The sequence below is a fragment of the Pseudomonas sp. HR1 genome, from assembly GCF_030175875.1.
In the GTDB taxonomy this organism is placed as follows: domain Bacteria; phylum Pseudomonadota; class Gammaproteobacteria; order Pseudomonadales; family Pseudomonadaceae; genus Chryseomonas; species Chryseomonas oryzihabitans.
This window is the reverse complement of sequence record NZ_JASNRF010000002.1, coordinates 1-14,871: the sequence shown is the minus strand read 5'-3', so window position 1 is coordinate 14,871 and position 14,871 is coordinate 1. Positions and strand designations below refer to the sequence as shown.

12 protein-coding genes are annotated in these 14,871 nt (G+C 64.4%); 5 read left to right on the top strand and 7 right to left on the bottom strand.

Translation table 11 applies throughout. The features are described 5' to 3' along the window. The first annotated feature begins 134 nt into the window (after window positions 1–134). Entirely contained in the window at window positions 135–1,019 is an 885-nt protein-coding gene (locus QKY98_RS07380; protein ID WP_284670599.1) for a helix-turn-helix domain-containing protein, read from the top strand. On the opposite strand, the gene QKY98_RS07375 is transcribed toward QKY98_RS07380, so the two are convergent. Beyond that, complete coding sequence (locus tag QKY98_RS07375; RefSeq protein WP_284670598.1) at window positions 979–4,050, bottom strand: hybrid sensor histidine kinase/response regulator; 3,072 nt, start codon at window positions 4,048–4,050, stop codon at window positions 979–981. The two genes, QKY98_RS07380 and QKY98_RS07375, sit on opposite strands and share 41 nt — an antisense overlap. Window positions 4,051–4,092: 42 nt before the next feature. Next, window positions 4,093–5,361, bottom strand: coding sequence for a 3-phosphoshikimate 1-carboxyvinyltransferase (locus tag QKY98_RS07370; protein ID WP_284670597.1), 1,269 nt, complete (start codon window positions 5,359–5,361; stop codon window positions 4,093–4,095). Window positions 5,362–5,565: 204 nt separating this feature from the next. On the opposite strand from QKY98_RS07370, the gene QKY98_RS07365 reads away from it, so the two are divergent. From QKY98_RS07365 to QKY98_RS07355, 3 genes are all read left to right on the top strand, one after another. Further along, a complete protein-coding gene (locus QKY98_RS07365) occupies window positions 5,566–7,143 on the top strand; it encodes an alkaline phosphatase D family protein (protein WP_284670596.1) in 1,578 nt (525 codons plus the stop codon). Between the two features lie 94 nt (window positions 7,144–7,237). Then, window positions 7,238–8,182, top strand: a complete 945-nt coding sequence (locus QKY98_RS07360) for a DNA replication terminus site-binding protein (protein WP_044341878.1) — start codon at window positions 7,238–7,240, stop codon at window positions 8,180–8,182. A 553-nt stretch (window positions 8,183–8,735) separates the two neighbouring features. Continuing rightward, complete coding sequence (locus tag QKY98_RS07355) at window positions 8,736–9,329, top strand: DUF1349 domain-containing protein (protein ID WP_027602287.1); 594 nt, start codon at window positions 8,736–8,738, stop codon at window positions 9,327–9,329. An 11-nt stretch (window positions 9,330–9,340) separates the two neighbouring features. Here the strand turns inward: QKY98_RS07355 and QKY98_RS07350 are convergent, their stop codons facing one another. Both QKY98_RS07350 and QKY98_RS07345 read right to left on the bottom strand, forming a co-directional pair. Then, a complete protein-coding gene (locus QKY98_RS07350; protein WP_077172817.1) occupies window positions 9,341–10,114 on the bottom strand; it encodes an L-iditol 2-dehydrogenase in 774 nt (257 codons plus the stop codon). A gap of 60 nt (window positions 10,115–10,174) precedes the next feature. After that, window positions 10,175–11,482: an ABC transporter substrate-binding protein gene (locus QKY98_RS07345; protein WP_284670595.1), complete on the bottom strand. Its 1,308-nt coding sequence runs from the start codon at window positions 11,480–11,482 to the stop codon at window positions 10,175–10,177. A gap of 248 nt (window positions 11,483–11,730) precedes the next feature. Between QKY98_RS07345 and QKY98_RS07340 the strand changes: the two genes are divergently transcribed. Beyond that, window positions 11,731–12,645 (top strand): AraC family transcriptional regulator, encoded by a 915-nt coding sequence (locus QKY98_RS07340; protein WP_144953920.1) that lies wholly within the window; start codon window positions 11,731–11,733, stop codon window positions 12,643–12,645. 92 nt (window positions 12,646–12,737) lie between these two features. Here the strand turns inward: QKY98_RS07340 and mgrA are convergent, their stop codons facing one another. The 3 genes from mgrA to QKY98_RS07325 form a co-directional block, all read right to left on the bottom strand. Then, a complete protein-coding gene (gene mgrA / locus QKY98_RS07335) occupies window positions 12,738–13,775 on the bottom strand; it encodes an L-glyceraldehyde 3-phosphate reductase (RefSeq protein WP_284670594.1) in 1,038 nt (345 codons plus the stop codon). Continuing rightward, window positions 13,776–14,045 carry a hypothetical protein gene (locus QKY98_RS07330; RefSeq protein ID WP_284670593.1) on the bottom strand — a complete coding sequence of 90 codons (270 nt, stop codon included), beginning with the start codon at window positions 14,043–14,045 and terminating at the stop codon, window positions 13,776–13,778. It lies immediately after the preceding gene. 193 nt (window positions 14,046–14,238) lie between these two features. Then, window positions 14,239–14,871 (bottom strand): TraX family protein (locus QKY98_RS07325; protein WP_284670592.1); only part of this gene is annotated, 633 nt, incomplete at its 5' end.

Here is a 14,871-nt window from a genome sequence, read left to right as displayed (position 1 = left end):
CTTGTCTGGCGTGATCGCCGTTTATTATGGGGCTCCGGTATTTTTGGACGGTTTTCGCCGGTATCGACAGCGACCTTTGCGATACTTTCTGGTACTTTTCAATGATTCGTGCGGCTATCGCCCAGGGACTGACGATGACCACTGCCTTGCCACCCATCTTCAAGCTGTATGGCGAGGCCCAGGCCTGGCCGGCGCCGGACCTGCTGCACTGCGAAACCATCGAGAGTCGCAGTCGGCTGCATGCCTGGCATATCGAAACCCATCGTCATGCGGATCTCGCGCAGCTGCTCTATGTGCGCCAGGGCGGGGTGCGCCTGCAGCTGGAAGACTGGCAGGGCGAAAGGACCGGGCCGCTGCTGGTGGTGCTGCCGGTGTTGTGCGTGCATGCCTTCGAATTCGAGCCTTCGGTGGAGGGCTTCGTGGTCACCCTGCCGGTGCCTCAGCTGGAGCGCCTGAAGCAGCGCTGCCAGAGAGCCGGGCAGGGACTGTTCCTGGCCGCCGGGTGCCTGGACCTGAGCGGACCCGACGCCCCCTGGATCGACCAGTTGATCGGTCAGCTCGTCGCCGAATACGAGGGCCACAAGCCGGGTCGCGAGGTCATGCTCGAAGCCCTGCTCGACAGCCTGGCGATCTGGCTGTTGCGGCAGCATCGGCCCGAACAGGGCGCGACCCTGCCACGACGCGCCGAACAGCACCTGGGACGCTTTCTGGCGCTGGTGGAGCAGCACTATCGCGAGCACTGGAGCCTGGGGCGCTACGCGGCGGCGCTCGGGATCTCGGGAGTACACCTGAACGGCCTCTGCCGGCAGCTGGCCGGAGCCTCGGCGCTGGCCATCGTGCACCAGCGCCTGCTGCTGGAGGCGCGCCGCACCCTGACCTACACCCAGGCATCGGTGGGCGAGATCGCCGATGCCCTGGGCTTTGTCGATCCGGCCTACTTCGCCCGCTTCTTCCGCCGCGGCACCGGCCAGAGTCCGCTCAGTTATCGCCGTCTTGCGGGCCAACAGCCGCCGAGCTGAGGGGCAGGGGATCGGCTGCCAGGGTTTCGCCGACGCGCGTGGCCAGGGCGTCGAGATTGAAGGGCTTGGTGATCAGGGTCATGCCGGGGTCGAGATAGCCTTCCAGGTGGGCCCCCTCGGCATAGCCGGTGGCGAACAGTACCTTGAGGCCGGGCCGGCGCTGCCGCGCGATCTCGGCCAGCTGGCGACCGTTCATGCCCGGCAGGCCGACATCGGACAGCAGCAGGTCGATGGGGCGGCCGCTTTCCAGCAACGGCAGGGCGCTGCGCGCGTCTTCGGCCTGCAGGGTCGCGTAGCCCAGTTCGCGCAACAGATCCACCACCATCTGCCGGACCACGGGTTCGTCTTCCACCACCAGCACGGTCTTGCCGGCGCTATGAGCGGTGACCGTAGGGGAGGCTAGCCGCGGCGGTTCCACATCGGCGCCCAGGTAGCGGGGCAGGTAGAGGCCCACGGTCGTGCCCTGGCCGGGCAGGGAATCGAGCCGGACATGCCCCTTGGACTGCTTGGCGTAGCCGTAGATCATCGACAGCCCCAGGCCGGTGCCCTGGCCGATGGGTTTGGTGGTGAAGAAGGGGTCGAAGGCGCGTGCCATGACCTCGGGCGGCATCCCGGTGCCGTTGTCCGCCACCAGCAGCGCCACGTAGTCACCGGCGCTCACGGCGTCCAGGCCATTGCCACTGTCGCTGAGATAGACATTGCGCGTCTCGATGCGGACGGTGCCGCCATGGGGCAGGGCATCGCGGGCATTGATGACCAGATTGAGCAGGGCGCTTTCCAGTTGGTGGGCATCGGTGAGCGCCTGCCACAGTCCGGCGTCCAGCTCGAGCTGCAGGACGATATCGCCGCGCAGACTGCGTAGCAGCAGCTCCTCCATGGAGCGCACGCAGTCGTTGACGTGAATGGGCTGCAGATCCAGCGCCTGGCGCCGGGAAAAGGCCAGCAGCCGCTGGGTGAGGGCGGCGGCGCGCTGGGCGGAGGTCAGCGCCGAATGCAGATACTGGTCGAATTTGTCCTGACGACCGGCCTTCTGGTGCCGCTGCAGCATGTCGAGACTGCCCATGATGCCGGTCAGCAGATTGTTGAAGTCGTGGGCGATGCCACCGGTGAGCTGACCCACAGCTTCCATCTTCTGCGCCTGGCGCAACTGCTCCTGCAGCTCCTGCTGCTCGGTGACGTCGCGCCCCACGGCGTAGATCAGCTCGTCTTCGGCGCTGGCGGTCCAGTCGAGGATGCGATAGCTGCCATCGCGGCCACGCAACCGCGCCCTGAGATTGGCCGAGCCCTGTTGGCGGCCCAGGCTGCGCAGGGTATCGAAGACCTGGCGCTGATCGTCGGGATGGATGAGTTCAGTGAGCTGGATGCTGGCCAGATCGGTCTCACGCCGTCCCAGCAGGCGGGTAGCGGCGCTGTTCACCGTCTTCACCTCGCCATCGGCGCGGCAGATCACCATGAGGTCATGGCTGATGCGCCACATCCGGTCACGCTCGCGGGTGCGCAGTTCGATCTGCTGTTCCAGCTCCTGGCGCGAACGGGTGAGGACCTCCCGTGCATCGACGATGCTCTGGATATCGGTGCAGGTGCCGAACCATTGCTCGATGCGGCCCTTGGCGTCACGCACCGGTTGCGCCCGGCCAAGCACCCAGCGATACCGCCCGGAGCGATGCCGCAGGCGATATTCGATATGGTAAGGCTCGCCGGTGCTGAGGCTGTGGTGCCAGACCTTCCAGGTGCGCTCCTGGTCGTCCGGGTGGAAGACGTTGGCCCAGCCTTCGCCCTCCGTGGAGCCTTCCGGCACCCCGGTGAATTCGTACCAGCGGTTGTTGAAATAGAAGTGGTGGCCATCGGGGCGGGTGGCCCAGACCATCTGGTCGATGGAGTTGATGATGGCGCGCAGCTGCGCCTCGTTGCGGGCCAGCTCCTGAGCCTGGCGGCGATGATTGCTGATGTCGATGAACAATACCGCGAAACGGTCGCCCGGCAGCTTGTGGGCGCGCACCTCGTACCAGTGTTCATGCTGCAGGTGCAGCAGGATGTCGAACTGGGTGAATTCGGCATCGCCGTTCATGAAGTCGACATAGGCGGGCAGCAGGTCGGCTTCCAGCTGCGGCAGGGATTCGCGCAGCGTCCGCCCCAGGACCTGATCCAGGGGGATGCCGGTGAGGGTGGCGAAGACCGGATTGACCTCCAGGAAACGGAAATCCTCCATCCGGCCAGCGGCATCGCGGATCGCCTGGGCCATGTAGAAGCCCTCGCGCATGCCGTGGTACAGCTCCTGCAGCCAGAGATCGCGCTCGGTGATGGCGGCTTCGTTGAGCTTGCGCTCGGTGATGTCGTAGCACACGCCCAGGTAGCGGCCGCCGCCCTGGCTGGTCATCAGCTGGCCGCGTCGACCGAGCCAGCGCTCCTCGCCGGTGTCGGCACGGCGAATGCGGTATTCGAGATAGTCGAGGGCGTCGTCGTCCGGCGCCGCGGTCAGGGTTCGCAGGCTGGAGACGTCGTCGGGATGCAGCTGCCGGATCAGCTCTTCCAGGGGATAGCTGCGGCTGACCGGCAAGCCCCACAGCTGGCAGAACCCCGAGGACACCAGCAGTCGGGCCTCGCCGGGTAACAGCTCGAAGGTACCGACGCGCCCGACCTCCTGGGCCAGTCGCACCCGCTCTTCGGCTATCAGCTGATCGGTCCTGTCCTGCAGCACATGCACGAAGCCGAGCGGGTCCTCGGCGTCCTTCAGAGCGGTAGTGGCGATCTCCACCCAGCGTGGCGTACCGCCCTGCACCGTGATCCAGCCGGCGCCCTGGCCGTGCTCGTCGACCAGCGCCTGATGCAGGGCGGTGGTCAGGAAGGCGGCGTCCCGACCCGACGTCAGCAGATCAGCGAAGCGCTGGCCCCGGGCTTCGCTGGCCGGCCAGCCACATAGCAGTTCTGCCCCGCGGTTCCAACGCTCGATGCACCCGTCACGGTCGGTGATGACCAGAGCGTGGGAGGTCAACTGCAAAAGCGCCTGCTGTTCGAGCAGAGAGGTCGACATGCGGGGATTCCATTCAGCGAGCGGGCGTGTGACGGGCGTTACCTAGGCTTCGATACCCTCGCTCAGCTGGACGTTCAAACTGCGCAGGGCATTCCAGTATTCAGGATAGGTCTTGCCGACGCATTCGGGGTCCAGAATGCGGATGCCTGCCACCTTCAGGCCGGCCAGGGCGAAGCACATGGCGATCCGGTGGTCGGCATGGGTCTCGATCACGGCATCGGTCCGGGTACCGGCCAGGGCAGGGTCGGCCGCCACCAGCAGGTCATCACCCTCGACGCTGGCGAGACCGGCGCGAATGGCGTTGAGGCCGTCGTGCAGGGCCGCCACCCGGTCGCATTCCTTCACGCGCAGATTGGCCAGGCCCACGAAGCGCACGGGGGTCTCGTTGAAGGCTGCCAGGACCGCCAGGGTAGGAATGGCATCCTGCATCTGCGAGCCGTCGATGACCGCCGGCAGCCGAGGGAAGGCGGCGATGTGGTCGAGGGCCTTGGCATCGGGCTGGGTGAAGGCGTCGTCGGCCACCCCCAGGTCGATGGTCCCGCCAGTGAGGGCCTGGGCCGCCCAGAGATAGGTGGCGGCGGAGGCGTCCGGCTCGATGAAGTAGTCCCGTGCGACGTAGCCGGTCGGGGCGACCCGCCAGGTGGCGGCGTCCAGCTGCTCGACCTGGGCGCCGAAGGCGCGCATCGCCTCCACGGTCAGGTCGACATAGCCACGGGCACCGATGTCGCTGCCGCGCAGGGCGACGTCCACCGGTTCGCTGCCGAGCGCGGCCAGCATCAGCAGGGCGGAGACATACTGGCTGGACAGGCCGGCATCCACCTCGAAGCGGCGCGCGGTGAGACGGCCCTGGCCGGTAACGGTCACCGGCGGGCAGCCGCTCGGCGCCTCCACCTGGATGCCATTGGCGCTCAGGGTCTCCAGCAGGGGACCGATCGGCCGCTTCTGCATATAGGTGTCACCGGTCAGGGTGACGGCGCCGTCAACGGTGGCCACCGCCGCGGTCAGGAAGCGTACCGCCGTGCCGGCATTGCCGAGAAACAGCGGTGCTTCCGGTTGCTGCAGGCGCCCGGAGCTGGTCACCACGAAGGTAGTGGCGTCGGGTTCGTCGACGGTGACACCCATCTGCCGCAGCGCCTCGGACATGTGCCGGGTGTCATCACTCTTGAGGGCACCGGTCAGGCGGCTGGTGCCCTTGGCCATCGCTGCCAGCAGCAGGGCGCGGTTGGTGATGGACTTGGAACCGGGTGGGGCGACCCGTCCATGCAGCGCGACGTTGGGCGGGGTGACGGTGATGTAGGGTCTGGCGGACATGGGGGCTCCAAGCAACTTCGCGACGGCCACAACGGCGGATCGTAATGGGGGCGCCATGATGCCATTTCAGGCCGCCCAGGCCAAAGCGCCCATTCTTTAATACCACCCCTATAGGGACAATGCTTTTTACCTGTTACCCCTATTGTCACGAACGGGTCATCAAGGCGGGGTAGTGCTAGCCTTTTTCCGCCAGAGGCCGTTGCCATGTCCCTTATCCGTCCCGATCGTCGTCGCGTTCTGCAAGGCCTGGGTGCCACGCTGCTGTTGCCCGCCCTGGGCCAGCGAACCTGGGCCGCACCGGCAGGGCGCCCGGGAATACCCGATGGGGTCCAGGCGGGGGATGTCACCGGCGGGCAGGCGCTGATCTGGAGTCGGACGGATCGTCCGGCGCGGCTGCTGGTGGAGTGGGATACCCAGGAGAGCTTTCGCTCCTTGCGCAAGGCGGCAGGCCCCGTCACCACGGCGGCCCAGGACTACACGGCCCGCATCGACCTGTCCGGGCTGCCGGCCGATCAGCACATTTTCTACCGCGTGCGCTTCGAAGACGTAGACAGCGGCGCGCTCAGCGAGCCCGTCATCGGCCACCTGCGCTCGGCGCCCAGTCAGCGCGGCGATATCCGCTTCGTTTGGGGCGGCGACACCGTAGGGCAGGGCTTTGGCATCAACCCCGACATCGGCGGCATGCGCATCTACAACGCCATGCGCGAGCGGCGGCCGGACTTCTTCCTGCACAGCGGTGACACCATCTATGCCGACGGCCCGGTCCCGGCCCAGCTGACGGTGGAAGAGGGACGCATCTGGCGCAACCTCACCACCGAGGCCAAGAGCAAGGTGGCGGAAACCCTGGACGAATTCCGCGGCAACTATCGTTACAACCTGATGGACGCCCACCTGAAGAGATTCAACGCCGAGGTGCCCCAGGTGTGGCAGTGGGACGACCACGAGACCACCAACAACTGGTCGCCGAGCAAGACGCTGGACGATCGCTACCGGGTCAAGGACATCAATGTCCTGAGCGGTCGGGCCCGCCAGGCCTTCCTGGAATACGCGCCCATGCGGGGCGTCTCGGCCGACGGGGCAGGGCGCATCTATCGACGGATCGCCTATGGCCCCCTGCTGGATGTCTTCGTGCTGGACATGCGCAGCTATCGCGCCGGCAATGACAGCAATCTGGGTAGTGAGGAGGGCGGCCAGGGCGCCTTTATGGGTCAGGAGCAACTCGACTGGCTGAAAAAGGAGCTGCAGGCGTCCAAGGCGACCTGGAAGGTGATCGCGGCCGATATGCCCATCGGGCTGCAGGTCCCGGATGGCAAGGACGCACAGGGCCAGGCGCGCTGGGAGGCGATCGCCAATGGCGATCCCGGAGCCCCCAAGGGGCGCGAGCTGGAAACGGCCGACCTGCTGCGTTTCATCGCCCGGCAGGGGATCCGCAACACCGTCTGGCTTACCGCGGACGTGCATTACTGCGCCGCGCACCACTATCACCCGGACAGGGCGGCCTTCCAGGATTTCGAACCCTTCTGGGAATTCGTGGCGGGGCCGCTGAACGCCGGCAGCTTCGGTCCCAACCCGCTGGATGCCACCTTCGGGCCCGAGGTGGTGTTCCAGAAGGCGCCACCTCAGGCGAATACCTCACCGCTGAGCAACTTTCAATTCTTCGGGGAGGTGGAGATCGACGGCAAGACCGCCGAATTGCAAGTCACTCTCAGGGATCAGGACGGCCTTCCGCAATTTACCCAGAAGTTGCAGCCCCTGAATAGCAATACCACCCCTGTAGCGTAAATACACTTAATGATAATCCTCTGCACAGCTATCAAGAAGAGGTCCAAGTTCTTGTAAATGCTACAATCTGGTAGATATCAGGTTGGAGTTGGCCATGTACGAAGACATCAAGAGCGCGTTCGAAGACCTAAAGCGGAGCATCGCTATCTTCAATGAACGCTGGCCCGGGAAGGTGATAGCTGCCCGGGTCTGGCGGCTGCCGCTGCTGGCCCAACAGCGGGTGCCCGACCACATCGCGGCGGAGTCCTTCGAGGGCAGCGCCGCGGTGGAACTCACCCGCGATGCCTTGCTGGCCTTCCATCTGCAACCCGGCCAGGCACCGGGTACGGTCAGCCGACTGCCCGGTTATATCGCCCTGGCCGAGCCGCTGATGGAGGAGATCCTGGCCATCAATACCTGCAAGGCCGCCTTCAGCGCGGCGATCGAGCAGACACGCCTGGAGCTGGAGCTGGCGCCGGAGGCGCGGCCCCGCATCATGCGCAAGGCCCTGGGTGGCGCCTTCAATACCAAGCAGCTGATCCGCAAGGTGCATGGCTTTCCCGATCCGGTCCGGCAGCTGACCTTTACCTGGGCCGGGCACACCGCAGGGGGAGAGCGGGTCAAGGTGGCCAAGGTGCGCGAGCAACTCAAGACCCTGGCCATGGCCCGTGCCGACCGGGAGCGGATCGCCCTGGATCGCACCCCGGAATGGCAGGAACACCAGGCGCTCAATCGCATGGCGGACGATGACATCCTGGTCCGCCACAAGAAGATCGCGCCGCATCCGCGGGCGATGCTCTGGTTCGGCGAGGAGAGTCGCTATGACGCCATGATCCACGCGAACCTGCCGGTGTTCGTGGTACCGGCTCAGGACGGCATGCAGGTCGTCGATCTGCGCGATTTCGACCGGACTCAGCGCGGGGCACTGCGACCCGACATCAAGCCGCGTCGCGAGGTGCTGGCCACGCGGTTGCTGTACCTGCCCACCGATAACCCGGAACGGCCCGCCGCCCAGCGCAACAACGAGGCTACGCTCAAGCGCTCGACCTACAGTCGCTGAGCCCCGATGACGTTACCGAGCGGGTGGATGTCGTAACCAGATCCTTCATGGCCGAGTGAAAAGGTAACGAAATCCTCCGCAACAGTTGCCTGCACACCAGCCTCGAATCAGAGAAACCCGGGATTTTCAACGACTTATGAATGTTGGCACGGCGAGTGCTTTATTACTGGCACAAGAACAACAAGATGCGCCGCTAACCGCCCACAACAAGAACAAGACGGCCAAGGCTCGCGAACCGATCATTTTGGAACGCTCCAGAGCAACCAAAGTAATCTGTTCACTTCCCACCTCGTTGGTGGGGCGTACTAAAGATCGATGACGTCGACGTCCGACAACAAAAACAAGAGGACAGCAGACGTACTTGAACAGGGGAGCCTCAGGGCTCCCTTTTTTTCATGCCTGCAAAAAAGTCGCTGGAGGGCAGGTAATGGCCCCTGGCACAGCGCTCAGCACTCTGCTCGTGGTCCTCGCAGTACGATTTACCGTCTGGCTTTGGCGCATCGGGCATCCGTGATCTATCGTGAGCGCAGCCCATCCGCCATGGATACCTGTCATGACCCTTGCGAAGACCCTGCCTGCCCATTGGCTGAACGAGCCGACGCGCTGGTCCGATACGGACGGCCTGCTGCATATCAGCACCGATCGCGAGACCGACTTCTGGCAGAAGACCCAATACGGCTTCGAACGTGACAGCGGACATTTCCGGGGTTATGCGGCCGGCGCGGACTTCACCGTGCAGGTGCGGATCACCGGGACCTTTACCGAGCTGTACGACCAGGCCGGCCTGATGGTGCGGCAGGGCAGCGAGCGCTGGTGCAAGACCGGGCTCGAGATCAACGATGGCATCGCCCATCTGGGCAGCGTCCTCACCCTGGGGCATTCCGACTGGGCCCTCGGGCCGATGCCTGATGCGGTCAGGGGATTCTGGCTGCGCATGACGCTGCACGCCGAGGTGCTGCGCCTCCAGTATTCCCTGGATGGCCAGACCTGGCCGCTGTTGCGGCTGTGCCGCTTCGCGAGCGAAGAGGGCGCGGCGCTGCAGGTCGGGCCCTATTGCTGTTCGCCGCAGCGCGAGGGCCTGGAGGTCAGCTTTGCCGACCTGCAGATCGGGCCGGCGATCGTCAAGGAACTGCACGACCTGAGCTGACCGCGCGGCGATCAGCTCATCCAGTTGCCGCCGTCGACGTTGTAGGTCTGGGCCACCACGAAGTCGCTGTCACTGGACGCCAGGAACAGCGCCATGCCGACCAGGTCCTCGGCGGTTCCCATCCGGCCGTAGGGCACGGCTTCGCCGACCAGGCGCTTCTTCTCGCCCAGCGGTCGTTGCTCGTAATGGGCGAAGAGGGCGTCCACACCTTCCCAATGCTCGCCATCGACCACGCCCGGGGCGATGGCATTGACGTTGATGCGGTGCTTGATGAGGTCGAGGCCGGCCGACTGGGTCAGGCTGATCACCGCCGCCTTGGTCGCGCAATAGACGGCCACCAGGGCTTCGCCGCGGCGACCGGCCTGACTGGCCATGTTGATGATCTTGCCGCCATGCCCCTGGGCGATCATCTGCCGGGCAGCGGCCTGCAGGGTGAACAGGGGACCTGCCACGTTGATGGCGAACAGCCGGTCATAGCTTGCCCGCGAGATCTCGACGATGGGTGCCAGGTCGAACAGGGCGGCATTGTTGACCAGGATGTCGAGCTTGCCGGCGGTAGCGACCACCTGGGCGATGGCCGTGTCGATGGAGGCCTGGTCGGTGACGTCCATGGCCAGGGCGTAGGCACGCTCGCCCAGTTCCTCGGCCGTTTCGCGGGCTCTTTCGATGTTGATGTCGGCGATGGCCACCGTCGCGCCTTCCCTGAGGTAGGCCTGGGCGAAGGCCTTGCCGATCCCGCGCGCGGCGCCGGTGATCAGGGTGCTTTTTCCTTCCAGTCTGTTCATGGTCTTGGCTCCAATCGAGAGAAGCCGACCGCGCGGTCGGCTTCTTGGGGTAGAAAGGGATTACTTGAGATAGCCCGCGCGTTTCATCTCGCGGGTCGTCGAGGTCTGGGCCGCGTTGAGGGCCTGTTCGACGCTCATCTGGCCGGTGAGGGCAGCCGAGAACAGCTTGCCGACCGAGGTGCCGATGGCCTGGAATTCGGGAATGGTCACGTACTGGATGCCGACATAGGGCACCGGCTTGGCCGAGGGATGGGCCGGGTCGGCGTGCTGCATCATTTCCAGGGTGATCTTGGCGAAGGGCGCAGCGCTCAGGTAGGCCTGGCTGTAGGTTGACTGGCGAGTGCCCGGCGGGACGTTGGAGATACCGTCCTGGTCGGCCACCAGCTGGATGTATTCCTTGGAAGTCGCCCAGGTGATGAAGGTCTTGGCCGCCTCCTTGTGCTTGGCGCTCGCCGGGATCGCCAGCGACCAGGCATACAGCCATGACGAGCCCTTGTCGGTGACCTCATGGGGCGAGGCGGCGAAGCCGACCTCGTCCGCCACCTTGCTCTGGCTCTTGTCGGTGGTGAAGGAACCGGCGACGCTGGCATCCACCCAGAGCGCGCACTTGCCGCTGTTGAACAGGGCCAGGTTCTCGTTGAAACCGTTGCTGGAAGCCCCGGGCGGGCCGTACTTCTTCATGTTGTCGACATAGAAGTTGGCCGCTGCCGTCCACTCGGGACTGGTCAGTTCGGGGTGCCACTGCTCGTCGAACCAGCGCGCGCCGAAGGCGTTGCCCATCAGGCTGAGCAGCGCGACGTTTTCCCCCCAGCCGGCCTTGCCCCTCAGGCAGAGACCGTATTGCTCCTTGTCCGGCTGGTTGAGCTTGCTGGCGAACGCGGCGAGTTGCGACCAGGTCGGCTTGTCGGGCATCTGCAGGCCGGCGGCCTTGAACAGGTCCTTGCGGTAGTAGGTGACGGTGCTTTCGCCATAGAACGGCAGGGCATAGAGATGGTTGTTGACCGACAGCCCCTGGCGGACTGCCGGGAAGATGTCTTCGACGTCATAGCTGGCAGGCAGGTTGTCGAGCGGCTCCAGCCAGTTCTTGGCCCCCCAGAGCGGGGTTTCGTAGGTGCCGATGGTCAGGACATCGAATTGGCCACCACCGGTAGTGATGTCGGTGGTCAGCCGCTGCCGCAGCACGTTTTCTTCGAGCACCACCCAGTTGAGCTTGATGTCGGGGTGCCGGTGTTCGAACACCTGGGACAGCCGCTGCATGCGCACCATGTCGCTGTTGTTGACGGTGGCAACGGTGACCGATTCGACGGCCTGGGCAATACCGGTCAACCCGAGACCGGCCAACAGCAGCAAGGCGATAGGGCGCTTCATATTCTTCTCTCCGTGACTGCCACAACGGGCAGCTTGTTGTTGTTATGAATGACTGGCCGCCGATATAAATCTGATCTCGACAGCGCAGCTGGAGAGGATTACAACAGCAGGGCCAAGCCGCTGGCTAACCTGGCACTGACCGATTACCGATACATTTTTGACCTGGATCGCCGAGCGCACCGAGGTCAAAAAAGCATCGATAGCCAGGCCGGCCGGTGCGGGCCTACAAGAACGAGCAGAGGTGCATCATGAAGGCGACCGCCTTCCTCGAGGCGCGGCCGGCAGAGCTGGAAGTGATCCTTGCCGCGCCCGACCAGAGCTTTCGCTGGTACGAGCACGACTATCCCTACGCCTTGGCGCGCTGGAATCATCATCCGGAATACGAGATCCACCTGATCCGCCAAGGCAGCGGCCGGCTGCTGGCCGGCGACTATGTCGGGCCCTTTGCCGCAGGTCATGTAGCCATGATCGGACCGGATCTGCCGCACGACTGGATCGGCGATCTGCCACCCGGCGAGGTGCTCGCTGGCCGTGACGTGGTCATCCAGTTCAACGGCGAACTGTTGCGCTCGCTGAGCGCCGTGGCGCCGGAACTGGGCGATTATCTGCCGTTGCTGGAACAGGCCCGACGCGGCCTGGAGTTCAGCGGCGACACGGCCCGCGAAGCGGCTGCCTTGATCGAGGCGATCGGCCAGGCCCAGGGCGCCGAGCGGCTACTCAGGCTGTTCGCCTTGCTGGGCTTACTGTGCCGGGCGCCGGGAAGCGAGAGGCTCGTCCTGGCCAGTACCTGTTATGCGCCGGCGCTGGATGCCCGCAGTTCCGCACGGGTGCATCAGGCCTTCGACTATCTGCTGAGCGAACTCACCGAGGACATCCGGCTGCCGGTGATCGCCAGGCGCGTCGGCATGAGCGAGGCGGGGTTTTCACGCTTCTTCAAGAAGGTCACCGGCCACGGTTTCATCGAACTGGCGCGCAAGCTGCGCATCCAGCGAGCCTGTCGGCTGCTGCTGCAGGCGGAGCTGTCCATCGCCGCCATCTGTTTCGAGGTGGGCTATTCCAACCTGTCCAATTTCAACCGGCATTTCCGCAACGAGACCGGACGGACGCCCAGTCAGTATCGCCAGGAGCAGATCGGAACCCGGCGTCAGCAGCCGCATGGGTGAGGGCGGGCGAGGGTGTTTGTGTCCTGGGCCGGTAGGCGCTCATAGAGGTAGGCGTACCTGGCCCTGGAGCGCCAGATACGCCGAACACAGCCTTATTCCGCGCTGGACGGCTTGGCCCAGAGGTTGATGTCGCCTTCGACCGCATGGGTGTCGATCTCGGCCAGTTCCTCGGCGGTAAAGCTCAGGTTGTCCAGGGCCGCGACGTTTTCCACGATCTGTTCGGGCCGACTGGCGCCGATCAGGGCGCTGGTGATGCGCGGATCGCGCAGGGTCCAGGCCAGGGCCAGCTGCGCCAGACTCTGGCCGCGGCGCTTGGCGATGGCATCCAGGGCGCGGACCCGGGCCAGGTTCTCGGCAGACAGATGGCCTTGCTGCAGCGACTGGCCACCGGGCTGATTGACCCGGGCTTCGGCCGGAACGCCATTGAGGTACTTGTCGGTCAGCAAGCCCTGGGCCAGTGGCGTAAAGGCGATCACGCCGCTGCCGATTTCCTCGGTCGCATCCAGCAGATCCTTTTCGATCCAGCGATTGAGCAGGTTGTAGGCCGGCTGGTGGATCAGCAGCGGGATCTTCCAGTCGGCCAGCAGCTTGGCCATTGCCCGGGTCTTGGTCCCCGAATAGGAGCTGATGCCGATATAGAGCGCCTTGCCTTGCTGGACCGCGGTGGCCAGGGCGCTGGCGGTTTCCTCCAATGGCGTGTGTTCGTCGAAACGGTGCGAATAGAAGATGTCGACGTAATCCAGGCTCAGGCGCTTGAGGCTCTGGTCCAGGCTGGCCAGCACGTATTTGCGCGAGCCGCCACCTTGGCCATAGGGCCCGGGCCACATGTCCCAGCCGGCCTTGCTGGAGATGATGAGCTCGTCACGATAGGCGGCGAAGTCTTCGCGCAGCAACCGACCGAAATTGATTTCGGCGCTGCCATAGGGCGGCCCGTAATTGTTGGCCAAGTCGAAATGATTGATGCCCAGATCGAAGGCGGTGCGCAGCAAGGCGCGCTGACGATCCAGTGGCGTGGTATCGCCGAAGTTGTGCCAGAGGCCCAGCGACAGCGCCGGCAGCACGAGCCCGCTGCGACCCACGCGGCGGTAAGGAATACGGTCGTAGCGATCGGAAGCGGCTTGATAAGCCATTCAAAACTCCTCGGGATGGAATACTTGTTGGAAACCCAGGACATTCGCGCGTGGTGACACAGGCGGAGGCGCGACCACCGGGAAAAGAGCTCCGGGAACGGACGCCATCCGATTAAAGCTGTCGGCGGCAGCTTGTACAAACGGCCGCTGCGGATTTTGCGCTGCAGGTGTGCGGTAAGCGGCGATCTGAATTCCTGAAGCGGTCATGTCTGGCAAACTGGCAAGGCGGTAGCGGATTTCAGAAAGCCGCCAGCGTGAAAAGGCAGACACTCGGTGCAGCGCTCCATAACCATATGTCAAGGCTAAATACAGATGTCACTCTGGTAGCTAATTAGAAATGTCACTGCAGACAGAATGAGTCAGCTTCGGCAGTGAAGTTTTTAGTCACAGTAACTCGCAGGCGCCCGCAGATTGTTGTCGTTCGCTGCTACAACAAAGCATAGCGAGTACGTTTGCTAGGGGCTCAGACCACGAGTTCTATCATGTACAACGCAGTCAAGTGGCCTGGATAGAACCAGTAACCCCACCGACGTACTGCCCAGACCTTCAGGTCGTTAGCGCTTCGTAGCAGCCAGAGCCCGAGCATAGGGGCAACGAAAGCCACCAGCAGAATAAGCGCGCCGAAGACCGGCTGATCCCATTCTTCGACCCAGCGATTACGACAGTTGGCTAGCACGCAGAGCACAGCAGGTAGGAGCCAGAGCAGGCCTGGCCGGCGTATGGCAAGCAGCAGCGCCGCAGGTAGCAACGCGCCAAAGACGCCATACATAAGCCGTTCGCGAATGAGTACGGCTACACCGACGCTAACCACCACGAGCAGCAGTCCGTCCCGACCTCGATGATGGACTCCCCAGACAATCAGCAATCCCAGCATCAACGAGTACATGACGTTGAGCGTGCCGCTGTCGCTGGAGAGGAGTCGAAAAGGCAGTTCGGAAATGACGGCAAACACCGTCATCCAGATCAGGTAGCGAGCGTTGCTTTCGGTATAGAGATCGCCTGCTGGCGAGCGCGCGATGTTGACGGCGATACCCAGACAGAACAGCGGAAAGGTCAAGCGGCCCAGGCTGAACAGCCATTCCGCGTTAGGCCAGAG

Excerpts from the sequence above, each read along its gene's own strand:
- QKY98_RS07355 (WP_027602287.1), top strand. The coding sequence starts at position 8,736 with ATGACCCTTGCGAAGACCCTGCCTGCCCATTGGCTGAACGAGCCGACG.
- QKY98_RS07370 (WP_284670597.1), bottom strand. The coding sequence starts at position 5,361 with ATGTCCGCCAGACCCTACATCACCGTCACCCCGCCCAACGTCGCGCTG.
- mgrA (WP_284670594.1), bottom strand. The coding sequence starts at position 13,775 with ATGGCTTATCAAGCCGCTTCCGATCGCTACGACCGTATTCCTTACCGC.
- QKY98_RS07375 (WP_284670598.1), bottom strand. The coding sequence starts at position 4,050 with ATGTCGACCTCTCTGCTCGAACAGCAGGCGCTTTTGCAGTTGACCTCC.
- QKY98_RS07380 (WP_284670599.1), top strand. The coding sequence starts at position 135 with ATGACCACTGCCTTGCCACCCATCTTCAAGCTGTATGGCGAGGCCCAG.
- QKY98_RS07350 (WP_077172817.1), bottom strand. The coding sequence starts at position 10,114 with ATGAACAGACTGGAAGGAAAAAGCACCCTGATCACCGGCGCCGCGCGC.
- QKY98_RS07345 (WP_284670595.1), bottom strand. The coding sequence starts at position 11,482 with ATGAAGCGCCCTATCGCCTTGCTGCTGTTGGCCGGTCTCGGGTTGACC.
- QKY98_RS07360 (WP_044341878.1), top strand. The coding sequence starts at position 7,238 with ATGTACGAAGACATCAAGAGCGCGTTCGAAGACCTAAAGCGGAGCATC.
- QKY98_RS07365 (WP_284670596.1), top strand. The coding sequence starts at position 5,566 with ATGTCCCTTATCCGTCCCGATCGTCGTCGCGTTCTGCAAGGCCTGGGT.
- QKY98_RS07340 (WP_144953920.1), top strand. The coding sequence starts at position 11,731 with ATGAAGGCGACCGCCTTCCTCGAGGCGCGGCCGGCAGAGCTGGAAGTG.